The following is a 26,241-nucleotide window of genomic DNA, read 5'->3' as shown; positions in this document are numbered from 1 at the left end:
CTCAATGGAACGCAATCTGACAATGATCGCCCTCTTCGCCGCGCTGATTGCGGCATTGGGCCTGATCCCGAAATTCACGCTCGGCTTTGGCGTGCCGATCACGGCGCAGTCGCTGGGCGTCATGCTCTGTGGCACGGTGCTGGGCGCATGGCGCGGTGGTCTTGCCGCACTGCTGTTCGTGGCACTGGTGGCGCTTGGTCTGCCGCTTCTGGCCGGAGGCCGTGGCGGTCTGGGCGTCTTTGCCTCGCCGACCGTTGGTTTCCTCGTTGGCTTCCCGATCGGTGCCTTTGTGACTGGCTTTATCATGGACCAGTGGCGCAGCGCGCCTGTGGGTCTGGCCGCCGGGGTTTCGGCCGTCTTGGGCGGCATCCTTGTGGTCTATGCCTTTGGCATCTTCGGCATGATGATGACGCTGAACAAGACGCTGCTTGAGGCGACCCTGCTGGTCCAAGCCTTCATCCCCGGTGACCTGATCAAAGCCGTGCTGGCGGGTTTCATCACCTCCGGTCTGGCCAAGGCGCGTCCCGCAAGCGTGCTGTCGCGCAGCTAAAACGATTGGCCCGCTCCCCCCAAAGGGGGCGGGCCGCTACAGCCGCATCAGCGCGGCAGAGCCGATCCCCCCGGCTGCGGCAATCGCCGCCAATCCGGTGCCCGACCCCCGCGCCACCAATCCATGCCAGAGCCGCACTGCGTTGATCGCACCCGATGCACCAATCGGATGCCCGCGTGCCAAGGCACCCCCGCCGATGTTGACGATCTGCGGCGCGACCCCCGCGCCGGTGGCGCAGGCGATGGCCTGCACGGCATAGGCCTCCATGATCTCGGCGAGGGTCAGGTCGCTGGCGGTTAATCCCGTTTGGCGAAAGACTTCGCCAATCGCCACCAGTGGTGCCAGTCCCGGCTCTTCGGGTTTGCTGCCCTTGGTTGCGGTGGCGATAAGTTCGATCTTTGGCACGGTGAGCTCAGCCGCCATTCGGTCTGAGACAACGACGCAAAAGGCCGCGGCATCGGCGGCGACGGCGGCATTGGCGGCAGTGATCTCACCGGAAAGCACCTTGGCCCGGCGGCAAAGCGCGGGGGTGAGGCGGCGGGTGAATGTATCGGCTTCGATGTTTGCGAGCGGTACGAGTTCCGCCTTGGGCGCTAGCTGCGCGCGGGCCTTTGCGTGGCTTTCCACCGCCCAGTCATCCTGCGCTTCGCGGGTGATACCCTGCGACCGGGCAAGCGCAGCGGCGGCTTGCGCCATGTCGGGGTCACGCGCGGGCCATGGGGTAAAGGGCGCTTGGGTATAGGGCTCAGGCGGGCGGCCATCGGCGAAGGTGCGGTAGCGCAACGGTTGGCGCGAGTAGCTTTCCGCCCCGCCCGCCACAACGATATCCGCAGCCCCCGCAAGGATCATTTGGCGCGCCAGCGCGAGCGCGTCCAAGCCCCCCGCGCACTGCCGATCGATGCTCAGGCCCGCGACATGTTCAGGCAGCGCCGCCGCCAAGGCGATGCTGCGCGCGGGGTTGCCGCCGGGGCCAAGGGCGGTGCTGCAGATCACTTCGTCGACCTGCGCAGGGGCCAACCCCGCGCGGGCAAGGGCGGCGGAAAGAACCGGCGCGGCAAGATCGGGCAGAGTCAGATGCGCCAAGGCGCCGCCGCGCGGGGCGACCGGGCTGCGGCAGGCAGAAACGATGTAGGCGCGGGTCATGCTTGGCCCTCCACCCCGTCGGCGAGGGCGCGAAGGTCGATCTTGCCCGAAGGCAATAGCGGCAGGTCGGAGCGGAAATAGACGCGACGGGGGGCGGCCAGTGGGCCGAGTGCTGCGCGACAATGGGCGATGATTTCCTCAGGGCGCGCCGCCTCTGCGGTGCCTTCGACAACTGCAATCAGATGTTGCCCCCGCAGCGCATCGTCACGGGGCAGAACCGCGCAGGGCAGACCAGTATGCGCGGCGATCACGGCCTCCACCGCTTCGGGGAAGACCAGTTGATCGGCAATCTGCACCATGCGCTGCCGCCGCCCTCTGATCCACAGCTGTCCTTTGTCATCCAGTTCGCCCATCTCGCCCACGGTGACGAAACCATCCTGCCTGCGGGTCTCGGTGCTGCGGCCCTGTGCGTAGCCATCGAAAAGGTACGGGCTGCGCACCCAGATTTCACCCACGTCTGAAGTGGGTTGCCCCGCCGCATCCAAAAGCCGCAGTTCGACGCCGGGATAAGGGCGGCCAACCGATCCTTCGGGCGTGGCGGCATCGGCCAGCGTGATAAAGCTCGTTTCTGCCGCGCCGTAAAACACGTGCACCGCCGCATGGGGGCAAAGCCGCCCGGTCGCCGCCCGCGTCGCCGCATCAAGCGCGCCGCCGCCACAAAGCACCAGCCGCAGCGAGGGCAGCGGGGCGGCGGCCCCACGGGCCAGCAGCCGTAATTGCGTCGGCGTGGCATAGAGGATCGTCGCCCCCGATGTGGCAATCTGCGACGCTTGCTGGCGGGGGGGCTGATCGGCCAGAACATGCGCGTCGAGGCCAAGGTGCAGCGCCTCCAATACCGCATAGAGCGACAGGGAGTGGCTGAGCCGCCCCAACACGGCAACGCTGTCGTGGCGGGTTAGAGCAAAGCGATCGGCGTTCACATCAAAGCTGACGGTCCAAGAAGTTTGGCTGCGGCGCACGGCCTTGGGTTGGCCCGACGCGCCCCCGGTGAGGGTGAGGAACGCGCCGGGCGGACAGGCGATGTCATCGGGCAGGGGGCGGTCGCCGAGGCAAAAGGGGGCCTGCTGGCTGATCGTTGTGGTAAGGGCCGTCAGCGCGTCGAAGGTCGGGGTTGCGGGTAGGGCGCGGAAGCTGTCGCGCTGGCCTTCGGGCGCGCGGGGCACTTCCGATTGTCCCGCGAAAAGCCGCGCGTCCTGATGCCATCTGAAATTGCCTTGCGCGCGCATCCGCCTTCTCCCACTTCCGTCGGGCTTCAAATTCCGGGTGCACGCCCCGGGGCCGCCCGTTAGGCTGCGGCAAAACCAGACCCGAGGATACTTCAGACATGACAGAGACCATGCGTGCAATCGAAATCACCGAACCCGGCGGTCCGGACGTTCTTCAGGGCACCACCCGCCCGCGGCCCCAACCGAAACATGGGCAGGTCATCATCAAGGTCGCCTATGCCGGGGTGAACCGCCCCGACGCGCTGCAACGCGCGGGCAAATATGCGCCGCCGCCCACCGCCAGCGATCTGCCGGGGCTGGAGGCCTCGGGCGAGGTGGTCGAGGTCGGCCCCGGCGTGACGACACTGGCACCGGGGGATCTGGTCTGCGCCCTGCTGCCCGGCGGCGGCTATGCCGAATATGTCGCCACCCCCGCCGCGCATTGCCTGCCGATCCCCGAAGGCATGGGGCTGAAAGAAGCGGCCTGCCTTCCCGAGACGTTCTTTACCGTCTGGTCCAACCTCTTCATGCGGGGCGGGCTTAAGGCTGGGGAGAAAGTGCTGATCCACGGTGGCTCTTCCGGCATCGGCACGACGGCGATCCAGCTGGCCCGTATCTTGGGCGCGCGGGTGTTTGTGACCGCGGGGACGGATAGCAAATGCACGGCCTGCATGAAGCTGGGTGCCGAAGTGGCGATCAACTACCGGGATACGGATTTCGTTGACGTGCTGCAGGCCGAGGGCGGCGCGGATGTGATCCTTGATATGGTTGGGGGCAGCTATATCAACCGCAACCTGAAGGCTTTGGCCGAAGATGGCAGGCTGGTGCAGATCGCTTTCCTGCAGGGGGCCAAGCAGGAGGTGAACTTTGTCACCCTGATGACCCGCCGCCTGACCATGACCGGATCGACCCTGCGCCCGCAAAGCGATCTGGCCAAGGCGCGGATTGCAGAGGAGCTTTTGCAGAACGTCTGGCCCCTGTTGGAGCAGGGCCGCGTCGCCCCGGTGATGGACAGCACCTATGACCTGTCCGAGGCGAATGACGCGCACCGTCGGATGGAGGCCAGCGGCCATATCGGCAAGATCGTTCTAAAGGTCGGTGGCGCGCTGGACTCCGAGGCAGACCAATAAAATTTGAATCAGTAACGAATTGTTAACCAGTAATTCGTTTACTGATAGCACGGGTGGCCGGGACGCCAGCCACCCGTGTTGGAGAGAGAGCCGAAAGGCATTGAATGCGGGGGAGGAAATTACGCCTCTCCCGTTTTCGCCCAGATACCCGCCCCGATGGGTTTAGCGCAAAGGGGTGAACAGGGCGTTATCAAGCGTACAGTCCCGCCGAACGTCCGGCCCGCAGGGGATGAACTCAAGACTGCGAGACAAACAGATGCGCGCCTCTTGGATGTGGCCTTGCTTGCAGGTGATGGTGATCCCCTGTGCGGTCAGGTCGGGGTTCGCTTTGAGGAATGCCTCCTCTACCACGGAGGCGGGCAGGGAAACGGCGCGGTCGAGCTTGCGAAAGACCTCGGGGCGGTTGATGCGGGCGTAGGCCTCTCGTGAGAGGGCGAAATAATCCGCCGAGTCCAGCCCGCTGCAGGAGCCGTGTTTCTTCCATTGATGCCATGCCAAGCCCCCGGTGCCCATGATATCGGCCATCGCCCCGGTCTGTGCGCGGCTGGGCGGGCGCTGGCCGCTTTGGCAATAGGACGGATACCCGCGCGTGAATTGTGGCCAAAGCCCATGTAGGGTCCAGCCGTGGTCCTTATCCGCATCGCATTGCGCAGACTGCCGCGCGTCGCCCGTCAATTCGCACCAGTTGGGCGACCATGACAGGGACATGACGTAATAGTCGAATTCACCCGAACGTTCCCCCTCGGCCAGAGAGGGGACGGGGGCGATCAGCCCGAGGATCAGCAGACAGGCGCGCAGTGGCCGCATTGGGTCTTCCCTTATGATGTTTGAGACAGTATACAGCCGCCAACTTCCCCGACAATGAAGACCGTTCTGCCAAGCAGGACAGCCTTTCAGGCGACGGGAAAATTGCGTTTTTAGGAGAGTGACATGGCAAAACCGATTATGGCCAAAGCCACCGCCGTTTGGCTCGTGGACAACACCACCATCAGCTTCAAGCAGATCGCTGATTTCGTCGGCATGCATGAATTGGAAGTGCAGGGCATCGCCGATGGCGACGTGGCGCAGGGCGTGAAGGGTTTTGATCCGGTTGCCAACAACCAGCTCACTCAAGAAGAGATCGACGCGGCGCAGGACAATCCGCTGCACAAGCTGAAGCTCAAGTTCAACGCCGCCGCCGAGGGCGAAGAGAAACGTCGCGGCCCGCGCTATACCCCGCTCAGCAAACGTCAGGACCGTCCGGCGTCGATCCTGTGGCTGGTCAAGTTCCACCCCGAACTTTCCGACGGTCAGGTCAGCAAACTGGTGGGCACCACCAAGCCGACGATCCAAGCGATTCGCGAGCGCACGCATTGGAACATCGCCAACATCCAGCCGATCGACCCGGTTGCCCTTGGCCTGTGCAAACAGTCCGAGCTTGACGCCGCCGTGCAAAAGGCCGCCGCGAAAAAGGCCGCTGCGGGCGAAGTGATGAACGACGACGAGCGCCGCAAGCTGGTGTCGACCGAGCAGAGCCTCGGCATGGACAACGAGCCCAAAATCCCCACGGCCATCGAAGGTCTGGAAACATTCACCCTCTCCGGCAACAGCACGGACGACGAAGAGGAAGAGGATCATTCCAAGGGCGATTACTCCGACGCCGACAGCTTCTTCTCGCTGCCAGAGAGCACCGATGAAGACGACGAGGATGAAGACGACGAGGATGAAGACAAGGCCAAGGGCTAAGCCCCCTCAGGGCAGTGTGGCGGAAGGAACTTTCGCCACAAGGATGTGTTAAAGTGACAGGGCGTCGGATTCTTCGGCGCCCTGTTTTTCTTTGTTAAAAAAGGCGCTTTGCGCCGGGGGATGGATTTGGAAACGGCATTGGACTGGATGATCTGGGGGCTGGCAGGGCTGCTGATACTGTGCAGCCTACTGCCGCTGAGTAAGCTGCCTTTTGGGGCGATCCGGGGGCTGGCCTTTCCACGTGAGCAATTCCTTGGTCTGGCGCTGCTGCTGGCCGCCGCCTTCGCGCTGGTGCAAGGGCCAACGACGACTTACGGCATGATTGGCATCGCACTCATGCTGGGCGTGGCAGCGCTTCAGGCGATTTATATCACCAAGTTCACCCCAATTTGGCGCAAGCAATCTCTCGCCGCTTCGCCCGAGCTGCGCCGCGAGACGGACCGCCATTTCAGTCTGCTGGCGGCTAACGTCAAGAAATCCAACCGGGACTATGGCAAGCTTATCGCCCTCGTTGAGGCGCGAGTGCCGGATATCTTCATGGCCATCGAAGTGGATCAGGATTGGATTGATGCGCTGGATGCCGGGCTGGGTAAGAACTACGAGCACCGCATCGACGTGCCGCTCGACAATGGCTACGGGCTTTGCGTGATGTCGAAACTGTCGCTGTCGGAGGTTGAGGTGCGGGAGTTGGTGACGCGCGACGTGCCGTCGATCCGCGCCCGGGTGCATTTGCCGATGGGGGAGGATTTCCGCCTCTATGTCGTGCACCCCGAACCGCCTGTGATCGAACATGACACCAAGGGGCGCGACAGCGAAATCGCGTTGGTCGGGATTGAGGCCGAGAAAGATCCGCTGCCCGCCGTGGTGTCGGGCGATCTGAACGATGTGGCTTGGTCCACGACGACGCGGCGGTTTCAGCGGCTCTCTGCTCTGTTGGACCCGCGCGTGGGGCGCGGCATGTATAACACCTTTAGCGCGACGATGCCGTGGATGCGCTGGCCGCTCGATCACCTGTTCCACGACCCGCAGTTCCGCCTGCTCGAGATGGACCGGCTTGATAAGATCGGCTCGGATCACTTCCCCATGTGGTTTGTCTTGGCGCTGGCCCAGACCGAAGCCGCCAAAAGTGATCCCGAAGAAACCGATCGAGAAGAGGAGCAGGAGACCAAAGATATGATCAAAGAAGAACGCAAAAGAGACCGCGACCCCATCGGCAGTGATTGGGAAGATGAGGAAAACTAACAATCTGCATTTCGGGTAATTTTACCCCTTGTACGAATCCTAAAACGGCGTATGTGGCGCATTACAGACGCCAACGCACGCGCCTCTGGCCGGTCAGTTCCTACTCTGACTGACCCGCGTTTATGTAGCGACGGTAACGTCTCTTGAAACGACACGCGGGGAACCAGCCCCACCTGCTCTTTGGAGATGACCATGAACGCTACAGTACCCGGTGCACTGCGCACCGCATCCAATTCATTTGCCGATCCGGCCGCTGCCTATATTGCCGCCAACAGCTTTGACAAGCCGACGCTTGTCATCAGCCGCGAGCGTGTGGCCGCGCAATATGATGCGCTGCATAGCGGTCTGGGCGAGGCGCATATCCACTACGCGGTGAAGGCGAACCCGGCGCCGGAAATCATCCGTCTGCTGGTCAAAAAAGGCTCTGGCTTTGACGCGGCATCGCGTGCCGAGATTGAACTTTGCCTCAGCCAAGGTGCGAAGCCGGAAAACATCTCTTTCGGTAACACCATCAAACGCGCCTCCGACATTGCCTTCGCGCATTCCGCTGGGGTGACCCTGTTCGCTGCCGACAGCGAAGCCGAGCTCGACAAGATCGCCGCCCACGCACCGGGCGCGCGGGTCTACCTGCGCTTGATCGTCGAGAACTCCATGGCAGACTGGCCGCTTAGCCGCAAATTCGGCTGTGCCGGTTCCGCGCTGCCTGCGCTGTTGAACCACGCGGTTGCCGTGGGCCTCGTGCCCTTCGGTCTGTCCTTCCACGTCGGCTCGCAGACCCGCAAGGCGGAGTTCTGGAACCCGGTGTTGGATCAGGTCGCGCCGCTGTGGCATGCTGCCCGTGCGGATGGCCATGACCTGCAACTGCTGAACCTCGGCGGTGGCTTCCCAGCCTTTTACGGCGAAAGCATCGAAGCGCCCCGCGCCTATGCTGCCGCTGTGATGCGCGCCGTCAAAGCCCGCTTTGGCGACGTGCCGCAAGTGATGGCAGAGCCGGGCCGTGGTCTGGTGGCCGAGGCCGGTCACATCGCTGCCGAAGTCATGCTGGTGAGCCGTAAATCCGCGGACGATCTGCACCGCTGGGTCTATCTGGATATCGGGCGCTTCTCGGGGCTGGCCGAAACTGAAGGCGAAGCGATTCGCTATCAAATCGTCACCTCGCATGACGGCGAAGAGACCGGACCCTGCGTTCTGGCTGGCCCGTCTTGCGATTCGGCGGACATCCTTTACGAAAAACGACCAATTCATCTGCCTTTATCTCTCCGCGATGGCGATAAAGTGATGATTCGCGCTTGCGGAGCCTACACAAGTTCCTACAGTTCGGTTGGGTTCAATGGATTTCCGCCGCTTGATGTGATCGTGCTCTGAAAGCACGATCTGCGTCGCCACGGAAAAGGGCCGTCTGCTTTGGGAGGAGCGGGCGGCCCGCTTTGATTTTGATCTTTAATTCTGGGCTTTGAGGCGGTTTTGATTCCGGTGAGACCTAAAGCGCCTTACGCGCCTGCATCGCGGCGGTGATCGTTCCGTCGTCGAGGTAATCAAGCTCCCCGCCAATCGGCACCCCTTGGGCGAGGGAGGTGAGCCGCACCCGGCCCTCCAACTGATCCGCGATGTAATGAGCCGTGGTCTGCCCGTCGATCGTGGCGTTGAGCGCGAGGATCACCTCTGTCACGCTTTCAGTATCGATCCGGTCGACCAGCCGCGGAATGCGCAATTCCTGCGGGCCGATGGCATCCAGCGCCGAGAGCGTCCCGCCCAGCACATGATAGCGGCCCTTGAACACGCCGGACCGTTCCATCGCCCAAAGGTCGGCCACATCCTCGACCACGCAAAGCTCACCATTGGCGCGTTTTTCAGAGGTGCAGATGTCGCAGACATCAGCGGTGCCCACGTTGCCGCAGTTCAGGCATTCGCGCGCCGTGGCGGCGACGGTCTGCATCAGGTCGGACAGGGGGGTGAGCAACAGCGCGCGTTTGCGGATCAGGTGCAGCACCGCGCGCCGGGCCGAGCGGGGGCCAAGGCCGGGCAATTTCGCCATCAGCTCAATCAGGGCGTCAATGTCGCGGGTAGAGCTCAAGGATGGCACCTGTAAAAACTTTGGGGGTGAGGGGCGGAAACAACTCCGCCCCATCAGGTCAGAAGGGCAGTTTCATGCCCGCAGGAAGGCCCATGCCTTCGGTCAGCTTGCTCATCTCAGCCTGCGCACGGTCCGAGGCTTTGCTCTGCGCGTCTTTGATGGCGGCGAGGATCAAGTCTTCGACGACCTCTTTCTCGTCTTTGTTGAAGATCGACGGGTCGATATCGAGGCCCTTCAACTCACCTTTGGCAGAACATGTCGCTTTGACGAGGCCCGCACCGGATTCACCCTCAACGGTGATGTTGTGCATCTCCTCTTGCAGTTCGGCCATCTTGCCCTGCATTTCCTGAGCTTTCTTCATCATCCCGGCCATATCGCCGAGGCCGCCTAATCCCTTGAGCATCTGGGGTCTCCTTGTTGTGTTGTCGTTTATATGTGGCGTGAGGTGGGGGGTATCAACCGTCCTCGAACGGATCCCATTCGTCTTCGACCTCTGGCAGCGCCTCTGCCGTGGCGGCGGCGGCGATGTCTTCGGGGGTGCGGATCGCGGTGATGCGGGCCTTGGGGAACTGTGCCAACACGGCCTGCATCATCGGATGTTCTTCGGCCTGTTTCTTGAGCGCCAGTTCGCGCGCATCACGGATTTGCGCGATGGTTTCGGCACCGCCCTCGTTGACCAGCGACACCGCCCAGCGATTGCCGGTCCAGAGTTGCAGCTTTTGCCCCAGCCGTTGCGCCAGATCGCGCGGGGCGTCGTCGGTGGGGACGAATTCGATGCGGCCGGGCTGATAGGCGGCCAGTTGCAGGCAGGTTTCGACCTCGACCAGCAGTTTCACATCGCGGTTCACGCGGATCAGCTCAACCACATGTTCGAATGTCGGGAAGCGGGCCAGCGCGGCGTTCAGGTCTTGCGCCAAGGCGGTGCTCTGCCCCTGCGGGCCGGGGTTCGACGCCATGCGCTGCTGGGCGTGTTGCACGGCCTGCGCGCCGGTGCTGCCTTGGGGCGCGCCATTGCCGCCGCCACCGCCACCACCGACGGGGCCGGGGGCCGGGGGTGGCGTGCTGTTTTGCAGCTTGCGCACCAGTTCTTCGGGCGAGGGCAGATCGGCCACATGGGTCAGGCGGATCACGGCCATTTCGGCGGCCATCATCGCGTTGGGGGCGGCGGCCACTTCATCCAGCGCTTTCAGCAGCATTTGCCACAGCCGCGTCAGCACGCGCATCGGCAGGGTCTCGGCCATTTGCTGGCCACGGGTGCGTTCTTCGGGGGCGATTGTGGGGTCTTCGGCGGCATCAGGCGTGATCTTCACGACCGACACCCAATGGGTGATCTCGGCCAGATCGCGTAGCACGGCCATCGGGTCTGCCCCATCGGCGTATTGGCCGCTGAGTTCCGTTAGCGCCGCTGCCGCATCGCCGCGCAGCACCATGTCGAATAGGTCCAGCACCCGGCCTCGGTCCGCCAGACCCAGCATGGCGCGCACCTGTTCGGCGCCCGTCTCGCCCGCGCCGTGGCTGATCGCTTGATCCAGCAGCGAGGTCGCGTCGCGGGCGGAGCCTTCGGCGGCGCGGGTGATCAGCGCCAGCGCGTCGTCGGTGATCTCGGCAGTTTCTGCCGTCGCGATCTTGCGCAGCAGGGCGATCATCACTTCGGGCTCAATCCGGCGCAGATCAAAGCGTTGGCAGCGCGACAGCACCGTCACCGGCACCTTGCGGATCTCGGTGGTGGCAAAGATGAATTTGACGTGTTCGGGCGGCTCTTCCAGCGTCTTCAGCAGCGCGTTGAACGCACCGGTCGAGAGCATGTGCACTTCGTCGATGATGTAGACTTTGTAGCGGGCCGAGGCGGCGCGGTAATGCACCGAATCAATGATCTCGCGGATGTTGGCAACGCCGGTGTTCGACGCGGCGTCCATCTCCATCACATCAACGTGGCGGCCTTCCATGATCGCGGTGCAGTGTTCGCAGACGCCGCAAGGATCAGTCGTCGGCCCGCCGTTGCCGTCTGGCCCGATGCAGTTCATCCCCTTGGCGATGATCCGCGCGGTGGTCGTCTTGCCGGTGCCGCGGATGCCCGTCATCACAAAGGCCTGCGCGATCCGGTCGGCGGCAAAAGCGTTCTTGAGCGTGCGCACCATGGCGTCTTGGCCGACAAGATCGGCAAAGGTTTCGGGCCGGTATTTGCGGGCCAGAACGCGGTAGGCGGATGTATCTGTCATGGTGCCCCAGATCGGATTCGGTCAAGGCCGTAAACTAGGCGCTCCGCGCCGTGGCGTCTACCGTGCTTGCGGGATGCTCAGAGCATCCAAAGGATCGCGCCGACGCCGGTTGAGGCAACCGCAAGGATGGCGGCCAGAATTTTCATGCGACTGTTGGGCTGGGCGTTGGCGTGATGGTCGCTCAGTCGCTTTTGGGTTTTCGCCGCCGACGCCTGTGCCGCCCAATAGACATAGAGCGCGGCTATGATGAAGACCGAGGCCACAGCCTTGGCCACCCATGTCGGCTCAAACTCACCAAAGACGGCACGCAGACCAATCGCCACGGCCACACAGGCCATGCCGGTACGCATCCAGCCCGCAAAGGTGCGCTCATTGGCCAGAATCGTGCGGTCCTCGGCCCAATCGGTGCGGCTTTCAGCGAGATCGTTTTTATCCTTCATTGAACCAATCTGCTCGTTGCGCGTTCATGTGGCAATAAACTTTGACATAGCGGGGGACGGTAAATGCGTTTGCGGGGAATTGGGCGGAGCAAGAATGTCATTCGCCGTAGCGGAGGGGCCGGTAAGGCGGGCGGACTTGGTTTGGTGGGCGTTCTGGCGGTTATGGCCATTGGATATTTCACCGGCATCGACGTGACCCCGCTATTGACCGGCCAAGGCGGCGGTCAGGTCCAGCAGTCCCGCCCGCTGAGCGACAGCGAAGACCCGCAAGTCGATTTCGCCGCCCGCGTGCTGACCACGACAGAACAGGTCTGGAGCCGGATTTTCCAAGAGCAATTGGGGGAAACCTATACGCCGCCCAAGCTTGTCGTGTTCGAAAACGTCACCCAAAGCGCCTGTGGCGGTGCCTCCGGCGCAACCGGCCCCTTTTACTGCCCGGCGGATAACATGGCCTATCTCGACACCGCCTTTTTCCGCACGCTGGACCAGCGTCTTGGGGCCGAGGGCGATTTCGCGGCAGCCTATGTGATCGCACATGAGGTCGCCCACCATGTGCAGAATGAGATCGGCGTCTTGCCGCAGGTGGCTCGGATGCGGCAGCAGTCCTCTCAGGTTGAGGCGAATGCCCTGACCGTGCGGCTTGAGCTGATGGCCGATTGTTTTTCGGGGATCTGGGCGTCGAACGTCGAAGGGTTGATGGAAAAGGGCGATCTTCAGGAAGCCTTGAATGCGGCGCGGATGATCGGGGATGACCATTTGCAACGGCAGGCCGGTCAGGTGCCACAGCCGCATACCTTTACCCATGGCACGTCAGAGCAACGCGCGCGTTGGTTCGAACGGGGCTTTGAGAGCGGCGAGATCGCGGCCTGTGATACATTTGAGGCGGATCGGCTGTAAGATGATGTGGGCGGCGCCCTCCCTAGGGGGCGATGCCCGTGGTGCCCGCAGGCGGGGCATGTCGGCGGGCCTGTTATCTCTCAACCGCGACAATTTCTTTGGAGAATCTACCCCTTTCATCGTTCCTGCGGAGCGACTGCCGGGGCGTCGCATTGCTGCACAATGCGACGGTGGTGAGAGGCTGATAACGACCCAAGCGGGGCTCGTTACGGCTGCTTCCTTCCGGATCTGACCGGGTTGGCGAGGCGCTTGCCCGCACCAACCTCTCAAGGCCCATATAGGAGGGGGAGGATCGAAGTGCAAGCCTCACAAGCGGATCCAGATCTGGGCGAAGCCCGATGCCGTTATTCCGCGGGGATCGGGCGACAGATGCGCGATATCATTAAGAAAGGGCAGCGCGCCCGGTGAGGTATAGTGGACCGCTTGCGCTGCGCAGACGTGCCCCGACCGGGGTGCCCCCCTCGGGGGGAACGACACCGGCCGTGACATATGTGCTGCGCTTGTTCACCGTAAAGGGAATTACTCGTTAAAATTACACAACCTAAAGCTGTTTTGATATGACCAGATTTCAACCGCTCTGGCAAGGGGGCTTGGGATTGCCAATATCGCCTGCGCCGTGGCATGGCTGGGCGAAACGCACAAAGCCTGTATCGGGCCGGTATCGGGAGAGCACCATGCGTCACGCGGAGACGGTAACCTTTGGAGGCTCGGCCCTTGATCGGGCGGGAGAGATACGCGGCAACCCGGAAGCGTTGGCGCAGCTTCGCGCCGACCCTGCGGCGCGCGCCATCGTCTTTTGGCGTGGCAAACCCCTGATCGCGCCTGAACGCCCTGCCGGTTTGGTCCGATTGGCGATGGATCACCCGGCGCTGCAAGAGGCCGCTGCCGCGCCCATCTTGCTGGGCCGTGAGGACGGGGCCGCGCGCTTTGCTGTCGATATCTCAGGCTGGCAGCCTGCCGATCTGGACCAATCGCAACTGGGGGCGTTCCTTGACCCCAGCGAACAGCGGCACCCACTGCTGGGCGATGACATGGCATTCGCCGAGTTGCGGCGGGTGATGACATGGCTTGACCCGCGCGATGCCGAACTGGCTGCCAGCGGCAAGGCGATCCTCGGTTGGCACGAAACGCACCGCCATTGCGCGCGCTGCGGCTGTGCCACCGATCTGGCGCAGGGCGGGTGGCAGCGCGTCTGCCCCGATTGCGGAGGGGCGCATTTTCCGCGCACCGATCCGGTGGTTATCATGTTGATTACCCATGGCAATTCCGTTCTCATGGGCCGCTCCCCCGGCTGGCCCGAGGGGATGTACTCCCTGCTGGCAGGCTTTGTCGAACCGGGAGAGACGGTAGAGGCCGCCGTGCGGCGGGAGGTTTTTGAAGAAGCAGGGGTGCAGGTCGGCGCGGTGAGCTACCTCTCCAGCCAGCCATGGCCCTTTCCGGCCTCGCTGATGTTGGGCTGCGCTGGCGAAGCGCTGAGCCGCGACCTGACCGTTGACCCGGTTGAGATCGAAGACGCGCTTTGGGTCACCCGCGAAGAGATGATGGATGTCTTTGCCGGAAGTCACCCGCGTCTGCTGCCCGCCCGTCGCGGGGCCATCGCGCATTTCTTGCTGGAAAACTGGCTTGCGGATACACTGACCTGATACACCGACCTAACAGGCCCGGTCAAAGCGGCAGGGGTGGCAAATGCGAGCAGAAGAATTGGAACGGACGGAATGAAATTCTCGACCAAAGAAGACGTCGAAGCCCCGATCGAAGCGGTCTTTGACATGTTGTGCGATTTTGAGAGCTTTGAGCGGGCGGCCATGCGGCGCGGTGCCGAGGTGCAGCGCGCCGATACGATGCATCAGCCCGGTGTGGGAATGACTTGGAACGCGGTCTTCCCCCTGCGCGGCAAGCGGCGCGAGCTGACGCTTGAGATGGTGACCTTCGACCGGCCCAACGAGATGGTGATCGACAGCATGTCACAGGGGTTGGCGGGGCAAATGTCGTTTGAATTGATGCCCCTGTCGCGCAACAGCACGCGCGTGTTGGTAGCGCTTGAGATCAAGCCGCTGACCCTTTCCGCGCGGCTTTGGGTGCAATCGCTCAAGCTGGCCAAGACGACCCTAACCAAGAAATACAAGGACCGCGTGGCGGAATATGCCCGCGGTATGGAAGAACGTCACGCCCGCGGCGTCAAAGTCTGAGCCTGCGCGCCTAGCCTACATCCCGCTCGGCGCGCCCCGGCCGGGATGGGCGGGGTAGGCGCCGAGAATTTCCAGCTTATTGGTGAAATACCCCAATTCATCCAGCGCGCGTTTCACCGCCGGGTCTTCGGGATGGCCCTCGATATCGGCGTAGAACTGTGTCGCGGTGAAGGACCCGCCGACCATATAGCTTTCGAGCTTGGTCATGTTCACCCCATTGGTCGCAAAGCCCCCCATCGCCTTGTAAAGCGCGGCGGGGATGTTGCGCACTTCAAAGACGAAGGTGGTCAGCATCCGCTCGGCCCGGCGGGAGAGGTCGATCTCAGGCGCCATCAGCAGAAAGCGGGTGGTGTTGTGGTCCATATCCTCAATATCGCGGGCCAGCACGGTCAGGCCGTTGATCTCTGCCGCGACCTCTCCGGCGAGAACGCCATCGGTGCAGCCCTCGGTGGCGGCCAGTTCGGCGGCGGCACCGGCGGAATCGGCGGCGGGTTCAGAGGTGATCCCATGTTGCTGCAAGAAACTGCGCGCCTGCGGCAGCAGCACCAGATGCGCGCGGACGTGTTTGATGTCTTTTAATGCCACGCCGGGGCGGGCCATCAGAGCGATGCGCACCCGAACGAAAGCTTCGCCGATGATATGCAGTCCGCTTTCCGGCAGCAGGCGGTGGATATCGGCCACACGGCCATAGGTCGTGTTCTCCACCGGCAGCATCGCCAGTTCGGCGCGCCCTTCATTTACGGCGCGGATCACGCCTTCGAACGACTGGCAGGGCACCGGTTCCATGTCGGGGCAGGCTTGAAGGCAGGCCTCGTGACTATAGGCGCCAAGGGCCCCTTGGAAGGCGATGCGCGGCGTGGTCTGGGCGGTCATGGATCGTATCCTGCTGCAAAAGGCGCGGAGAAGGGCAATTGGTCGCGGTAACTACACCTTGCCTGCGCCAAGGGAAAGCAATAGATACGCGGGCAACGATGCCAAGAACCATGGCCCGCCCATGGTGCCAATACCAAGTGATGGACCCTGACGCATGTTCGATACAATGACCCTGACCAAAATCGCAGCCGGCGTATTCGGCGCCTGGTTGGTACTTCTGCTGGGCAAATGGGCGGGGGAAGAGATTTACCACGCCGATGCACATGGGGAAGCGTCCTATGTGATCGAAGTGGCCGATGCCGGTGGTGACGAAGGCGGCGAAGAGATCGACTTTACCGCCGTGATGGCCGAAGGCGATGCCGACAGCGGCTCTAAAGTGTTCCGCAAATGCGCCGCGTGCCACAAGGTCGACGGCTCCAACGCCGTTGGTCCGCACCTTGACGGTGTGGTCGACCGCGATATCGCCTCGGTTGACGGTTTCGGGTATTCCGGCGCTCTGACCTCGCTCGAAGGTGCATGGACCCCGGAAGAGCTGAGCGCCTTCCTCACGAGCCCCAAAGGCTATGCCCCCGGCACCACCATGGGTTTCGCCGGTCTGCGTAAAGTCGAAGACCGCGCTGACGTGATCGCTTACCTACAAAGCGTTTCCAACTAATTCCACGCTGCATTGCGTGAGTGAAAGCCGCCCTCTGGGGCGGCTTTTGCGTTTGGGCGCGGCGGAACGTCTTCTTCATGCGGGTGTTGGGCCATGAAACGTCCACACCGAAAGGAGACGCGACATGCAAAGTCATACAACCACGGTCAATGGGATCGAAATGTGTTGGGAAGAGACGGGGGCGGGTGATCCTGTCATCCTGCTTCACGGTATTCCCACATGCCCCGCGCTTTGGCGGGATGTCGCCCCGAAGGTCACCGGGCGCCGGGTGCTCGCTTGGGAAATGCCGGGGTATGGTGCCTCGATCCCGCAGGGCGAAGGGCGTGATATTTCGGTCTCGGCCCAAGCGGACTATCTGGTCGCTTGGATGCGCGATCAGGGCATCTCGCGTGCGATCCTTGCCGCACATGACCTTGGCGGCGGTGTCGCGCAAATTGCGGCGGTGCGTCATCCTGAAATGGTCAGCGGGCTGCTTTTGACGAATGCGATCAGCTATGATTCATGGCCCGTGCCGCTGGTCAGCGCCGTGGCCAAGACTGGCGGCGTGGCGAAACATGCGCCCGATGGGTCGTTCCACCAGTTGCTGAAGATGATGTTCTCCAAGGGGCATGAGACCGACGCCGCCGCCGAGGCTGCCTTTGACGCCCACGCCCCGCATTACGCCCAACATGGAGAGGCCGAAGCCTTTGTCCGGCAGGCGCAGTCGCTGGATGTGGAAGACACCCAGGCCATCGCGGATAAGCTGCCCACGCTCAACATCCCCGCTCGGATCGTTTGGGGCGCGGCCGATGAGTTTCAAAAGCTCGAATATGGGGAGCGGCTTGCGAAAGATCTGAATGCACCGCTGCGGCGGATTGCAGGGGGCAAACACTTCACGCCTGAGGATCACCCGGACCTATTGGCGGAAGAGATCAACGCATTGATCCGCACGGTCGACGGAGCCTGAGCAAAGAGCGGGGCGCGGCATAGTGCGCTCCCCGCGCTTCAAAATTACTGAGCCGCGATCACCGGGGCGGCGACGTTTGCCGCGGCGATCCCGCCGATGTCGCAGCGCCACGCGGGCAGGCGGATCACGGCGCGGCTGCGGCCCGCCTCTACATGCACCTCGAAATCCCCGCCGTGCATTTCGATCAGCTTGCGGGTCAGCGGCAGGCCAAGGCCCAGCCCGCCCTTGGTGCTGCGATGGTCCATCATGCCGCCGACGACAAAGGGTTTGTAAAGCTCGGCAAGGTCGACGTGATCGTCAAAAGAGCCATTGTCGGCGATCGAAATCTCGATATTGCCCTCGGCGTCTTTGAACGTCCCTAGCGCGATCTCACTGCCCCCGTGCAGCACCGAGTTCAGCACCAAGGCCGTCACCGCCAATTCGATCTGGTCGCCATCTATGTGCATTTCCTCAAGCGGCAGGCTGTCGCGCAGAGTGATGGTTTTCGTGGTCGCATCTGTGGTGGCGAAATGCAGGGCCGAAACCGATTGTAAAAGATCGTTCAGATTGCATTTCCGCTCGTTCAGGCGCAGCTCTCCGGTGCTGACATTGCTATAGGAAATGATCGTCTCGATCAACGCGCTGAGGTGGTCGACAGACCGCCGGGCAGAGCGAATCAGCAGCGGATTAACCCCTTGTTCGGCTTTGGCCTCCAACATGCGCAGGCTGCCGAAGAGAACCGTGAGCGGTGTTCGCAGTTCGTGACCCACCAGCGTTAAAAATGTGGATTCGGCGCTGGTGTCGGCCTTTAGCTCAGGGGCGTTCGGCTGGCTGCGCTCAAGCGCCGCGACGACCATACGGCCAAGGTCTTCCAACAGGGCGATCTGTTTCTCGGAGGGCTGTTCGTGCGGTTGCAGGTCCAGCGCGCAGAGGCTGCCAAAGCGGTGGCCCGAGGACAGGATCAGCGGCACGCCGCAGTAATAGCGCGCCTCGGGTCCGCCCTTGGCAACCATGGGGTGGCGCTCAAATCGGGGGTCTTTGCTGAGGTCGGGCACCACCAGTGGCACGTCCGACATGATCGTATGGCTGCAAAACCCGGTGTCCTTCGGCATCGGTTCCAGCGGGTAGCCGACCACGGATTTGTACCATTGGGTATCGGCCTCCACGACGCTGATATGTGCAATCGGACAGTCAAGCAGACGGCGGGTGGCCTCGCAGATAGTGTCGAACAAAGCTTCGTTCTCGGCCGTGAGGCCGGGCACATCAAAAACGGCGCGCAAGCGGGCTTCTTCGTTAAAGGGAATCGGGTAGGTTCTCATCGTCTGCTCCAGTTTACGCATCGTTAATTTGAGTGAAGAATCTGTTAATTTTGGGGCGAGAAATCGGCTGGCCTGCGAAGTTCCCGGGCGTCGGGCTACACATTCTCGCGAGCGGAAGCGGGGGAAATCGCCCTTCGATGGGGCAACCTCCGCGGCGGACCGCCCGTGCAGGGCAACCTTACATATTCGCAACTTGTATCTTGGCATCTCACAGCGTTAGCCTAGATGACGCCTACCCGGACTATGCCACGCCAAGGAGTGACCTATGCCCCGTGCCCAGACCCGCGCCGCGACCCGCCCTTCGGTCTTTGATGACCTGCCGCTCTGGCTCGCGACGCTGACGCTGATGGTGGCGGCCCTGTTGGCCGGTGCCGCCGCGGCGCAGGAGCAAGAGGTCATCAAAAGCCATGGCTATTCTTTTTATGGCGATCTGACCTACCCGGCGGATTTCGAGCATTTTAACTATGTGAACCCCGATGCACCCAAGGGCGGGGAAATCTCGATCCCCTTCGTGGGCACGCTGGATTCGATGAACCCCTATTCCGGCAAGGGCCGTGCGCATCTGTTCTCGATCTTCGGGTTTGAAAGCCTGCTGGGCGAGGCCCCTTCGGGTGAGCCGCTGCCGGCGGATGTCTATGGCGAAAGCTACTGCCTACTGTGCGAAAGTCTTGAGTACCCCGAGGACAAGTCTTGGGTGACCTTCCACATGCGCCCCGAGGCGACGTTTTCGGACGGCTCGCCGGTGACCGCGCATGACATCGTGTTCTCGCACAACCTGCTCTTGGACGAGGGCCTGAAATCCTATGCAGACGCGGTGCGCAAGCGCATCCCCAAGGTTGAAGCGCTGGACGATCATACGGTGAAATTCCACTTTGCCGACGGTATCTCCCGCCGCAGCCTGATCGAGACGGTAGGCGGCGTGCCCGCATGGCCGAAACATTGGTTCGAGGAAACCGGCAACACCCTTAAAGACAGCTGGATGGACCCGCCCCCCGGATCGGGCGCCTATATGGTCGAAAGCGTCGATCTGACCAAGCGCATCGTGCTGAAACGCAACCCCGACTACTGGGGCAAGGACTTGCCGATCAACCGTGGCCGCATGAATTTCGACCGCATCCGGCTGGAGATTTTCAGCGACGACACTTCGGCCTTTGAGGCGTTCAAGGCGGGCGAATACACCTTCCGCGCCGAAGGGGATTCCAAGAAATGGGCCACAGGCTACGACTTCTCCAAGGTGAGTGACGGCGACATCGTCAAGGCCGAGCTGCCCGACGGCTCGCCTCCCACGCCTTCGGGCATCATCTTTAACCTCGGCCGCGAGACGCTGCAGGACCGCCGTGTGCGCGAGGCTGTGGCACTGATGTTCAACTTTGAATGGACCAACGAGTCGCTGCAATACGGGCTCTTCAGCCACCGCGCCTCGTTCACGCAAGACACGCCGCTGATGGCCGGGGCCGCGCCCGAGGGGGCGGAACTGGCGCTTCTGGAAAGCCTTGGCGATCTGGTGCCGGGGGAGCTGTTGAGCGCGCCTGCCGTGGTGCCGCATTCCTCAGACCCCAGCCGCCTGTTGGACCGCCGCAACGCGCGGCAGGCTTCCAAGCTGTTGGAGGATGCGGGTTGGACCGTGCAGAACGGCATGCGTGTCAATGAGGCGGGCGAACCCCTGCGGCTGAACTTCCTGATGAACTCCGCCGGGTCGCCGACGATTTCGGCGGTGATCGAAAATTTTGTGGGCAACCTGCAATCCATCGGCATCGACGCGCGGCTGGAGAAGGTGGACAGTTCGCAATACACCGCCCGTGAGCGGGACCGCGACTATGACATGATCTATGACGCCTATGCCGCCTTCCTTGGCACCGGCACCGGTCTGTCGCAGCGCTACGGGTCCGAGGCGGCGGAATTTTCGCTGTTCAATCCCGCAGGGCTTGCCAGCCCGCTGGTCGACGCGATCATCGAAGCCTCGCTCGATGCCGAAACGGCAGAGGACGAAGATGCGGCTCTGATGGCGCTGGATCGGGCGCTGCGGCATGAATTCTTTATGATCCCCACATGGTACAACGACAGCTATTGGGTTGCCTATTACGACCAATACGACCACCCCGAGATTCCGTCCTATGCTTTGGGCTACCTCGATTTCTGGTGGTATGACGAAGACCGCGCGCAGCAATTGCGCGCCTCCGGCGCCTTGCGGTAAAGCGACCACATGGGTGCTTATATTCTCAGACGGCTGTTGCTGGTGATCCCGACCTTGTTCGGCATCATGCTGGTCAACTTTGCCTTGGTGCAATTCGTCCCCGGTGGCCCGGTAGAGCAGGCCATCGCGCGGATTCAGGGCGGCGGCGATGTCTTTGGCGGCTTTGCCGGAGGCAACAACGACGCCGGGGTCGACACGATGGCGCGCGGGTCTGACAGCACCTATGTCGGCGCGCGCGGGTTGCCGCCTGAGTTAATCGAGGAGTTGGAGAAGGAATTCGGCTTCGACAAACCCCCCGTGGAGCGGTTCTTTCACATGCTGTGGAACTACATGCGGCTTGATTTCGGCGAGAGTTACTTCCGTGCCATCAGTGTGATCGAACTGATCAAGGAAAAGCTGCCGGTCTCGATCACGCTGGGGCTTTGGTCAACGCTGATCGCGCATCTGGTGTCGATCCCCTTGGGCATCCGCAAGGCGGTGCGCGACGGCAGCCGGTTCGATACCTGGACCTCGGGCGCGATCATTGCGGCCTATGCGATCCCCGGTTTCCTCTTTGCCATCCTGCTGCTGGTGCTCTTTGCCGGTGGGTCTTACTGGCAGATCTTCCCGCTGCGTGGCCTGACCTCGGATAATTTCGACAGCCTCAGCCCCTTGGGCAAGGTGGCCGATTATTTCTGGCACATCACCCTGCCGGTACTGGCCTCGACGATCTCGGCCTTTGCCACGCTGACGCTGCTGACCAAGAACAGCTTTCTGGACGAGATCAAAAAACAATATGTCATCACCGCCCGCGCCAAAGGCCTGTCAGAGCGCAAGGTGCTTTACGGGCATGTCTTCCGCAACGCGATGCTGATCGTGATCGCCAGTTTCCCGGCGGTCTTCATCTCGGTCTTTTTCGGCGGGTCGATCATTATCGAGACGATCTTTAGCCTTGATGGGTTGGGGCGTCTGGGTTTTGAGGCGGCGGTTGCGCGCGATTATCCGATCGTCTTCGGGACGCTCTTCATCTTTGGCCTCATCGGCCTTGTCGTCGGCATCTTGTCGGACATGATGTATGTGCTCGTCGACCCGCGCATCGACTTTGAGAAGAGGGAAGGCTGATGGCGCTGTCCCCCCTGAACCAGCGCCGCTGGCGCAATTTCACCGCGAACCGCCGCGCCTATTGGTCGCTGTGGATTTTCGCGATCCTTTTTGGCATTTCGCTGCTGGCCGAGTTCGTGGCCAACGACAAGCCGATCCTCGTGAGCTACCGCGGCGAGTATTACGCGCCGATTTTCAACTTCTACCCCGAGACCGCTTTTGGCGGCGATTTCCAGACCGAAGCCGCCTACCGCGACCCTGAGGTGCAATGCCTCATCGCCACCGGTGGGCTGGATGCCTGTTTCGACGACCCTGAGGGCTATATTATCGACGCCGCGGATGGCGAGGTCGAAGGCGAAGCGATCGACAAGGGCTGGGCGCTTTGGCCTGTCATTCCCTATTCCTTCGACACCGCCGTGGACCGCCCCGGTGCCGCACCGCTGCCGCCCAACGGGCAGAACTGGCTCGGGACCGACGGCACCAAACGCGATGTTATGGCGCGGGTGATCCATGGTTTCCGTTTGTCAGTGGTCTTCACCCTGATCGTCACCGGGGCGGCGTCGATTATCGGCATTCTGGCGGGCGCGGTACAGGGCTTCTTTGGCGGCTGGCTCGACCTGATCTTTCAGCGCATCATCGAGATTTGGTCCTCAACCCCGTCGCTCTACGTGATCATCATTATGTTCGCCATTCTGGGGCGAAGTTTCTGGCTCTTAGTGATCCTCTTGGTGCTGTTCTCATGGACGGCGCTGGTGGGCGTGGTGCGGGCCGAATTCCTGCGCGCACGTAACCTTGAATACGTCCGCGCGGCCCGTGCGCTTGGGGTCGGCAACGGCACAATCATGCTGCGCCATATGTTGCCCAACGCGATGGTGGCGACGCTGACCATGCTGCCGTTTATCATCACGGGCACGATTTCCACTCTGGCGACGCTCGACTTCTTGGGCTTTGGCCTGCCGTCCTCGGCGCCGTCGCTGGGGGAGTTGACGTTGCAAGCCAAGCAGAACCTGCAAGCGCCTTGGCTGGCCTTCTCGGCCTTCTTTACCTTTGCCATCATGTTGTCGCTGCTGGTCTTCATCTTTGAAGGCATCCGCGACGCATTCGATCCTAGAAAGACCTTCTCGTGACTGCTTTGTTGGACGTCAAAGACCTGCAGGTTTCCTTTCGGCAGGACGGGCAGTTGATCCCGGCTGTGCGCGGGGTCAGCTTTGCCGTGAACCGGGGAGAGACGGTGGCTCTGGTGGGCGAAAGCGGCTCGGGCAAGTCGGTCTCGGCGCTCTCGACGGTGTCGCTCTTGGGCGATAGCGCGCGGGTCAGCGGCTCGGTCACCTATGACGGGCAAGAGATGATCGGCGCGGATGACAAGCTGCTGCATAAGGTGCGCGGCAACGACATCTCGTTCATTTTTCAAGAGCCGATGACCTCGCTCAACCCGCTGCACACGATCGAAAAGCAACTGGCGGAGTCGCTGGCGCTGCATCAGGGATTGCAGGGGGCCAAGGCGCGGGCGCGGGTGTTGAGCCTCTTGGAACAGGTCGGCATCAATGACGCGGAGAGCCGCATGGGCGCCTATCCGCACCAGCTTTCCGGCGGGCAGCGGCAGCGCGTGATGATCGCGATGGCACTGGCCAACAAGCCCGACATCTTGATCGCGGATGAGCCAACCACGGCGCTCGACGTGACCATTCAGGCGCAGATTCTCGACCTGTTGAAAGACCTGAAGGATGAGATGGGGATGGGGCTTTTGTTCATTACCCATGACCTCGGGATCGTCCGGCGCATCGCCGACCGGGTCTTTGTCATGCAAAAGGGGCTGGTCGTCGAAGAGGGGCCGACCGCTGAGATTTTCGACAATCCGCAACACCCCTATACACGCAAACTGCTCGGCGCCGAGCCCACCGGCGCGCCGGCCCCCGTGGCGGCGGATGCGCCCGAAGTGCTGCGGACCGACAACCTCAAGGTTTGGTTCCCGATCCAGAAGGGCCTGCTGCGCCGTACCGTGGGCCATGTGAAGGCCGTCAACGACACGAGCCTGTCGATCCGCGCGGGCGAAACGCTTGGCATCGTCGGCGAAAGCGGCTCGGGCAAGACCACCGCGGCGCTGGCGATCATGCGGCTCATCGGCTCGGAAGGGGAGGTGACTTTTCGTGGCGAGGACCTGCGCAAATGGTCCACCAAAAAGCTGCGCCGCCTACGCGCCGATATGCAGATCGTCTTTCAAGATCCTTTCGGCTCGCTCAGCCCGCGGATGACCTGTTTCCAGATCATCTCGGAGGGGCTGGCGATCCACAAGATCGACAAGGCGCGCGACCGACGTGAACTGGTGGCGGAGGTGATGACGGAAGTGGGGCTCGACCCCGCGACGATGGACCGCTACCCGCATGAGTTCTCCGGCGGGCAGCGCCAGCGGATCGCCATCGCCCGCGCCATGGTGCTGCGGCCGAAGCTGCTGGTTCTCGACGAGCCAACCTCGGCCTTGGACATGACGGTGCAGGTGCAGATCGTTGATTTGCTGCGGGAGTTGCAGGCGAAATACGGGTTGGCCTATCTGTTCATCAGTCACGATCTGAAGGTCGTGCGGGCGATGTCGCACAAGGTGATGGTGATGAAGCGCGGCGATGTGGTGGAATACGGCGACGTTGATGCGCTTTATGACAATCCGCAGACCGACTATACGCGCAAGCTGTTGCAGGCGGCTGGTTAAGCAGACGTCGTAAGTGCGGAGAGAGAGAGGGGGGTGCTGCCCCCATCGCGCCGGGGGGCGCGATTCCCCCGCGGGTATTTTTAAAAGGATGAAGATTGGGGGGCGTCGCCTGAGGGGCGGCGGTCTTTGGGCTTTAGCCTTCGCTTGGGCCGATCATGAAGCAGCTGACGTTGCGCGCGGCCAGACGGCGGCAGGCGAGGTCGGCGCTTTCGCGTGACAGGCCGAGGAAGTTCGCGTCATAGCCCTGCGGACGCTGCACCACTTTGCGCAATGTGCCATCAAGCGTCGACATTTCGGCCAGTGCGGTTTTCAGCAGGACCTTCTCGGCGGCGTAGCGGCTGGGGAAGCGGCCCACGTTGACCCCCCAGTGGCGACCGCCCGAGGTGGAGACGCGGGTCACGATTTCTTGCTCTACCGCCTGCTGTACGGCCAGCGTTACGTCTTTGGGCCGCGGTTCGGGGCGGGGGGAGGCCTGCGCGGTGGCGATGACGACTTCGGCGTCTTTGATCTCTGGTGTGGGCGCGGCGGCGGGCGGGGTTGGCGCGGTTTGCACCGCTTCGCGTAGGGCTGCCGTGATGTCGCTGTTGGAGACCGTGCTGGTTGCTTCGGGGGCGGCTGCGGTGGCCACGACCACGACTTCGCTGCGAGGGCGGAGTTGCGGGCGTTTGGAGGTGGTGACGGCACCGACAAGTCGGATCGTTTTGCCTGCGGCACCGGGGGCCGCGGGCGTGTCTTCGACATCGGCGTAGACCGGGGGCACTGGTTTGCGCAGGGGGGCCGAAGAGGGGGCGCGGCGGAAGCCAAGGTCCATCAACTCGGCCACTTTGGCGTTGCGCGAGGCGGTGGATTTGCCCCCGAAGACGGTCACGATGATCCGTTCGTTGCCACGCTCGGCCGAGGCCGTCAGGTTGAAGCCCGCGGCGCGGGTATAGCCGGTTTTGATGCCATCGGCGCCTTTGTAAGATCCCAGAAACCGGCGGTTTGTGTGGGAGACCTTGCGCACGCCCGCATCGGCGGTGATGCGCGAGAACAGGTTGTAGTACTGCGGGTAATCATAGAGCAGGTGGCGGCCCAGAGCCGTCATATCGCGCGCGGTGGAGAGGTGGCCGCTTTCGGTCAGCCCGTGCATATTCTTGAAGGTGGTGCGCGTCATGCCAAGCTGTTTGGCGGTGCGGTTCATTCGGCGGGCAAAGGCGGCCTCGGACCCTTCGATGGCTTCGCCGATCGCGGTGGCGGCATCATTGGCGGATTTCACGGCGGCGGCGCGGATCAGGTAGCGCAGGGCGATTTTTTGGCCCGGACGCATGCCCAGTTTGCTGGGCGGCTCTGAGGCGGCGTTCTTGGAGATCGTTACTTGGGTATCGAGTGAGAGTTCCCCGCGTTCGACCGCTTGGAAAGCGATGTAGAGGGTCATCATCTTGGTCAGGGAGGCGGGGTGCAGGCGCGTGTCGGCGTTCTCTGCGTGGATTTCTTTGCCGGTGCGGGCATCGATGACATAGGCGGCATAGGGGGCTGCCATGGCGCTGAGGGGTAGGATGACCAGAACCCAGAGTGCTGCGAATAGAAATAGCCCGTAACGGGCCGGCTGAATGCGCCGAGCCTTCATATTTGCCTGCCTTTTACTGCCTCAAGTCGCCGATTTTCGGCTGACCATTTATTGATTGGTTCAAGGCTAGC

The 26,241-nt window shown here is 62.5% G+C and carries 24 protein-coding genes and 1 other RNA gene; 14 read left to right on the top strand and 11 right to left on the bottom strand.

Annotated elements, in window-relative coordinates; all coding sequences use genetic code 11:
* Positions 1-4 precede the first annotated feature (4 nt).
* Positions 5-550 (top strand): biotin transporter BioY, encoded by a 546-nt coding sequence (locus K3762_RS16190; protein ID WP_120351936.1) that lies wholly within the window; start codon positions 5-7, stop codon positions 548-550.
* Between the two features lie 36 nt (positions 551-586).
* Here the strand turns inward: K3762_RS16190 and K3762_RS16185 are convergent, their stop codons facing one another.
* A complete protein-coding gene (locus K3762_RS16185) occupies positions 587-1,693 on the bottom strand; it encodes a thiolase family protein (RefSeq protein ID WP_120351935.1) in 1,107 nt (368 codons plus the stop codon).
* Positions 1,690-2,919, bottom strand: coding sequence for an AMP-binding protein (locus K3762_RS16180; RefSeq protein WP_132443787.1), 1,230 nt, complete (start codon positions 2,917-2,919; stop codon positions 1,690-1,692). Before K3762_RS16180 ends, K3762_RS16185 begins: the two co-directional genes overlap by 4 nt.
* Positions 2,920-3,017: 98 nt before the next feature.
* Here K3762_RS16180 and K3762_RS16175 point away from each other — a divergent pair, with 98 nt between their 5' ends.
* A complete protein-coding gene (locus K3762_RS16175; RefSeq protein ID WP_260010524.1) occupies positions 3,018-4,028 on the top strand; it encodes an NAD(P)H-quinone oxidoreductase in 1,011 nt (336 codons plus the stop codon).
* A gap of 162 nt (positions 4,029-4,190) precedes the next feature.
* Here the strand turns inward: K3762_RS16175 and K3762_RS16170 are convergent, their stop codons facing one another.
* Positions 4,191-4,835 (bottom strand): ribonuclease T2, encoded by a 645-nt coding sequence (locus tag K3762_RS16170; RefSeq protein ID WP_260010523.1) that lies wholly within the window; start codon positions 4,833-4,835, stop codon positions 4,191-4,193.
* A 123-nt stretch (positions 4,836-4,958) separates the two neighbouring features.
* Between K3762_RS16170 and K3762_RS16165 the strand changes: the two genes are divergently transcribed.
* The 3 genes from K3762_RS16165 (at position 4,959) to K3762_RS16155 (ending at position 8,360) form a co-directional block, all read left to right on the top strand.
* Complete coding sequence (locus K3762_RS16165; RefSeq protein ID WP_260010522.1) at positions 4,959-5,753, top strand: DUF1013 domain-containing protein; 795 nt, start codon at positions 4,959-4,961, stop codon at positions 5,751-5,753.
* A gap of 120 nt (positions 5,754-5,873) precedes the next feature.
* Positions 5,874-6,995 carry an endonuclease/exonuclease/phosphatase family protein gene (locus K3762_RS16160; RefSeq protein WP_260010521.1) on the top strand — a complete coding sequence of 374 codons (1,122 nt, stop codon included), beginning with the start codon at positions 5,874-5,876 and terminating at the stop codon, positions 6,993-6,995.
* Positions 6,996-7,181: 186 nt separating this feature from the next.
* Positions 7,182-8,360 (top strand): type III PLP-dependent enzyme, encoded by a 1,179-nt coding sequence (locus tag K3762_RS16155; RefSeq protein ID WP_260010520.1) that lies wholly within the window; start codon positions 7,182-7,184, stop codon positions 8,358-8,360.
* Between the two features lie 115 nt (positions 8,361-8,475).
* On the opposite strand, the gene recR is transcribed toward K3762_RS16155, so the two are convergent.
* The 4 genes from recR to K3762_RS16135 all read right to left on the bottom strand — a co-directional run bounded on the left by recR (position 8,476) and on the right by K3762_RS16135 (position 11,728).
* Positions 8,476-9,069: a recombination mediator RecR gene (gene recR / locus K3762_RS16150; protein WP_120351929.1), complete on the bottom strand. Its 594-nt coding sequence runs from the start codon at positions 9,067-9,069 to the stop codon at positions 8,476-8,478.
* Positions 9,070-9,127: 58 nt separating this feature from the next.
* Entirely contained in the window at positions 9,128-9,472 is a 345-nt protein-coding gene (locus K3762_RS16145) for a YbaB/EbfC family nucleoid-associated protein (protein ID WP_067624876.1), read from the bottom strand.
* 52 nt (positions 9,473-9,524) lie between these two features.
* Positions 9,525-11,288 (bottom strand): DNA polymerase III subunit gamma/tau, encoded by a 1,764-nt coding sequence (locus tag K3762_RS16140; RefSeq protein WP_260010519.1) that lies wholly within the window; start codon positions 11,286-11,288, stop codon positions 9,525-9,527.
* 77 nt (positions 11,289-11,365) lie between these two features.
* Positions 11,366-11,728 carry a YidH family protein gene (locus K3762_RS16135; RefSeq protein ID WP_067624882.1) on the bottom strand — a complete coding sequence of 121 codons (363 nt, stop codon included), beginning with the start codon at positions 11,726-11,728 and terminating at the stop codon, positions 11,366-11,368.
* A gap of 63 nt (positions 11,729-11,791) precedes the next feature.
* On the opposite strand from K3762_RS16135, the gene K3762_RS16130 reads away from it, so the two are divergent.
* Positions 11,792-12,625, top strand: coding sequence for a neutral zinc metallopeptidase (locus tag K3762_RS16130; protein WP_067624885.1), 834 nt, complete (start codon positions 11,792-11,794; stop codon positions 12,623-12,625).
* A gap of 171 nt (positions 12,626-12,796) precedes the next feature.
* On the opposite strand, the gene ffs is transcribed toward K3762_RS16130, so the two are convergent.
* An RNA gene (gene ffs / locus K3762_RS16125) (signal recognition particle sRNA small type) lies at positions 12,797-12,894 on the bottom strand.
* 405 nt (positions 12,895-13,299) lie between these two features.
* Here ffs and nudC point away from each other — a divergent pair.
* The gene (gene nudC / locus K3762_RS16120; RefSeq protein WP_132443779.1) at positions 13,300-14,268 is read left to right on the top strand and encodes an NAD(+) diphosphatase; all 969 of its coding nucleotides are present in this window, start codon (positions 13,300-13,302) and stop codon (positions 14,266-14,268) included.
* A gap of 72 nt (positions 14,269-14,340) precedes the next feature.
* A complete protein-coding gene (locus K3762_RS16115; protein WP_067624890.1) occupies positions 14,341-14,814 on the top strand; it encodes an SRPBCC family protein in 474 nt (157 codons plus the stop codon).
* 15 nt (positions 14,815-14,829) lie between these two features.
* Here K3762_RS16115 and K3762_RS16110 read toward each other — a convergent pair whose 3' ends face one another.
* Positions 14,830-15,687, bottom strand: coding sequence for a prephenate dehydratase (locus K3762_RS16110; protein WP_132443778.1), 858 nt, complete (start codon positions 15,685-15,687; stop codon positions 14,830-14,832).
* 154 nt (positions 15,688-15,841) lie between these two features.
* Between K3762_RS16110 and K3762_RS16105 the strand changes: the two genes are divergently transcribed.
* Positions 15,842-16,342, top strand: coding sequence for a cytochrome c family protein (locus K3762_RS16105; RefSeq protein WP_067624897.1), 501 nt, complete (start codon positions 15,842-15,844; stop codon positions 16,340-16,342).
* Positions 16,343-16,466: 124 nt separating this feature from the next.
* Positions 16,467-17,288 carry an alpha/beta fold hydrolase gene (locus tag K3762_RS16100; protein ID WP_132443777.1) on the top strand — a complete coding sequence of 274 codons (822 nt, stop codon included), beginning with the start codon at positions 16,467-16,469 and terminating at the stop codon, positions 17,286-17,288.
* 44 nt (positions 17,289-17,332) lie between these two features.
* On the opposite strand, the gene K3762_RS16095 is transcribed toward K3762_RS16100, so the two are convergent.
* Positions 17,333-18,586, bottom strand: a complete 1,254-nt coding sequence (locus K3762_RS16095) for a GAF domain-containing sensor histidine kinase (protein ID WP_132443776.1) — start codon at positions 18,584-18,586, stop codon at positions 17,333-17,335.
* A 265-nt stretch (positions 18,587-18,851) separates the two neighbouring features.
* On the opposite strand from K3762_RS16095, the gene K3762_RS16090 reads away from it, so the two are divergent.
* The 4 genes from K3762_RS16090 to K3762_RS16075 are packed head-to-tail and all read left to right on the top strand — an operon-like array spanning position 18,852 to position 24,564.
* A complete protein-coding gene (locus K3762_RS16090; protein WP_132443775.1) occupies positions 18,852-20,780 on the top strand; it encodes an extracellular solute-binding protein in 1,929 nt (642 codons plus the stop codon).
* Positions 20,781-20,789: 9 nt separating this feature from the next.
* The gene (locus K3762_RS16085) at positions 20,790-21,881 is read left to right on the top strand and encodes a microcin C ABC transporter permease YejB (RefSeq protein ID WP_067624906.1); all 1,092 of its coding nucleotides are present in this window, start codon (positions 20,790-20,792) and stop codon (positions 21,879-21,881) included.
* Positions 21,881-22,987: an ABC transporter permease gene (locus K3762_RS16080; protein WP_067624908.1), complete on the top strand. Its 1,107-nt coding sequence runs from the start codon at positions 21,881-21,883 to the stop codon at positions 22,985-22,987. Before K3762_RS16085 ends, K3762_RS16080 begins: the two co-directional genes overlap by 1 nt.
* Positions 22,984-24,564, top strand: coding sequence for an ABC transporter ATP-binding protein (locus K3762_RS16075; protein WP_260010518.1), 1,581 nt, complete (start codon positions 22,984-22,986; stop codon positions 24,562-24,564). The genes K3762_RS16080 and K3762_RS16075 overlap by 4 nt, the downstream gene beginning before the upstream one ends.
* 133 nt (positions 24,565-24,697) lie before the next feature.
* Here K3762_RS16075 and K3762_RS16070 read toward each other — a convergent pair whose 3' ends face one another.
* Positions 24,698-26,170 (bottom strand): D-alanyl-D-alanine carboxypeptidase family protein, encoded by a 1,473-nt coding sequence (locus K3762_RS16070; protein ID WP_120351919.1) that lies wholly within the window; start codon positions 26,168-26,170, stop codon positions 24,698-24,700.
* Positions 26,171-26,241: the final 71 nt, after the last annotated feature.

The organism is Sulfitobacter sp. W074 (assembly GCF_025142275.1).
Taxonomy (GTDB): Bacteria; Pseudomonadota; Alphaproteobacteria; order Rhodobacterales; family Rhodobacteraceae; genus Sulfitobacter; species Sulfitobacter profundi.
This window is presented reverse-complemented; position numbering and strand designations above follow the sequence as displayed.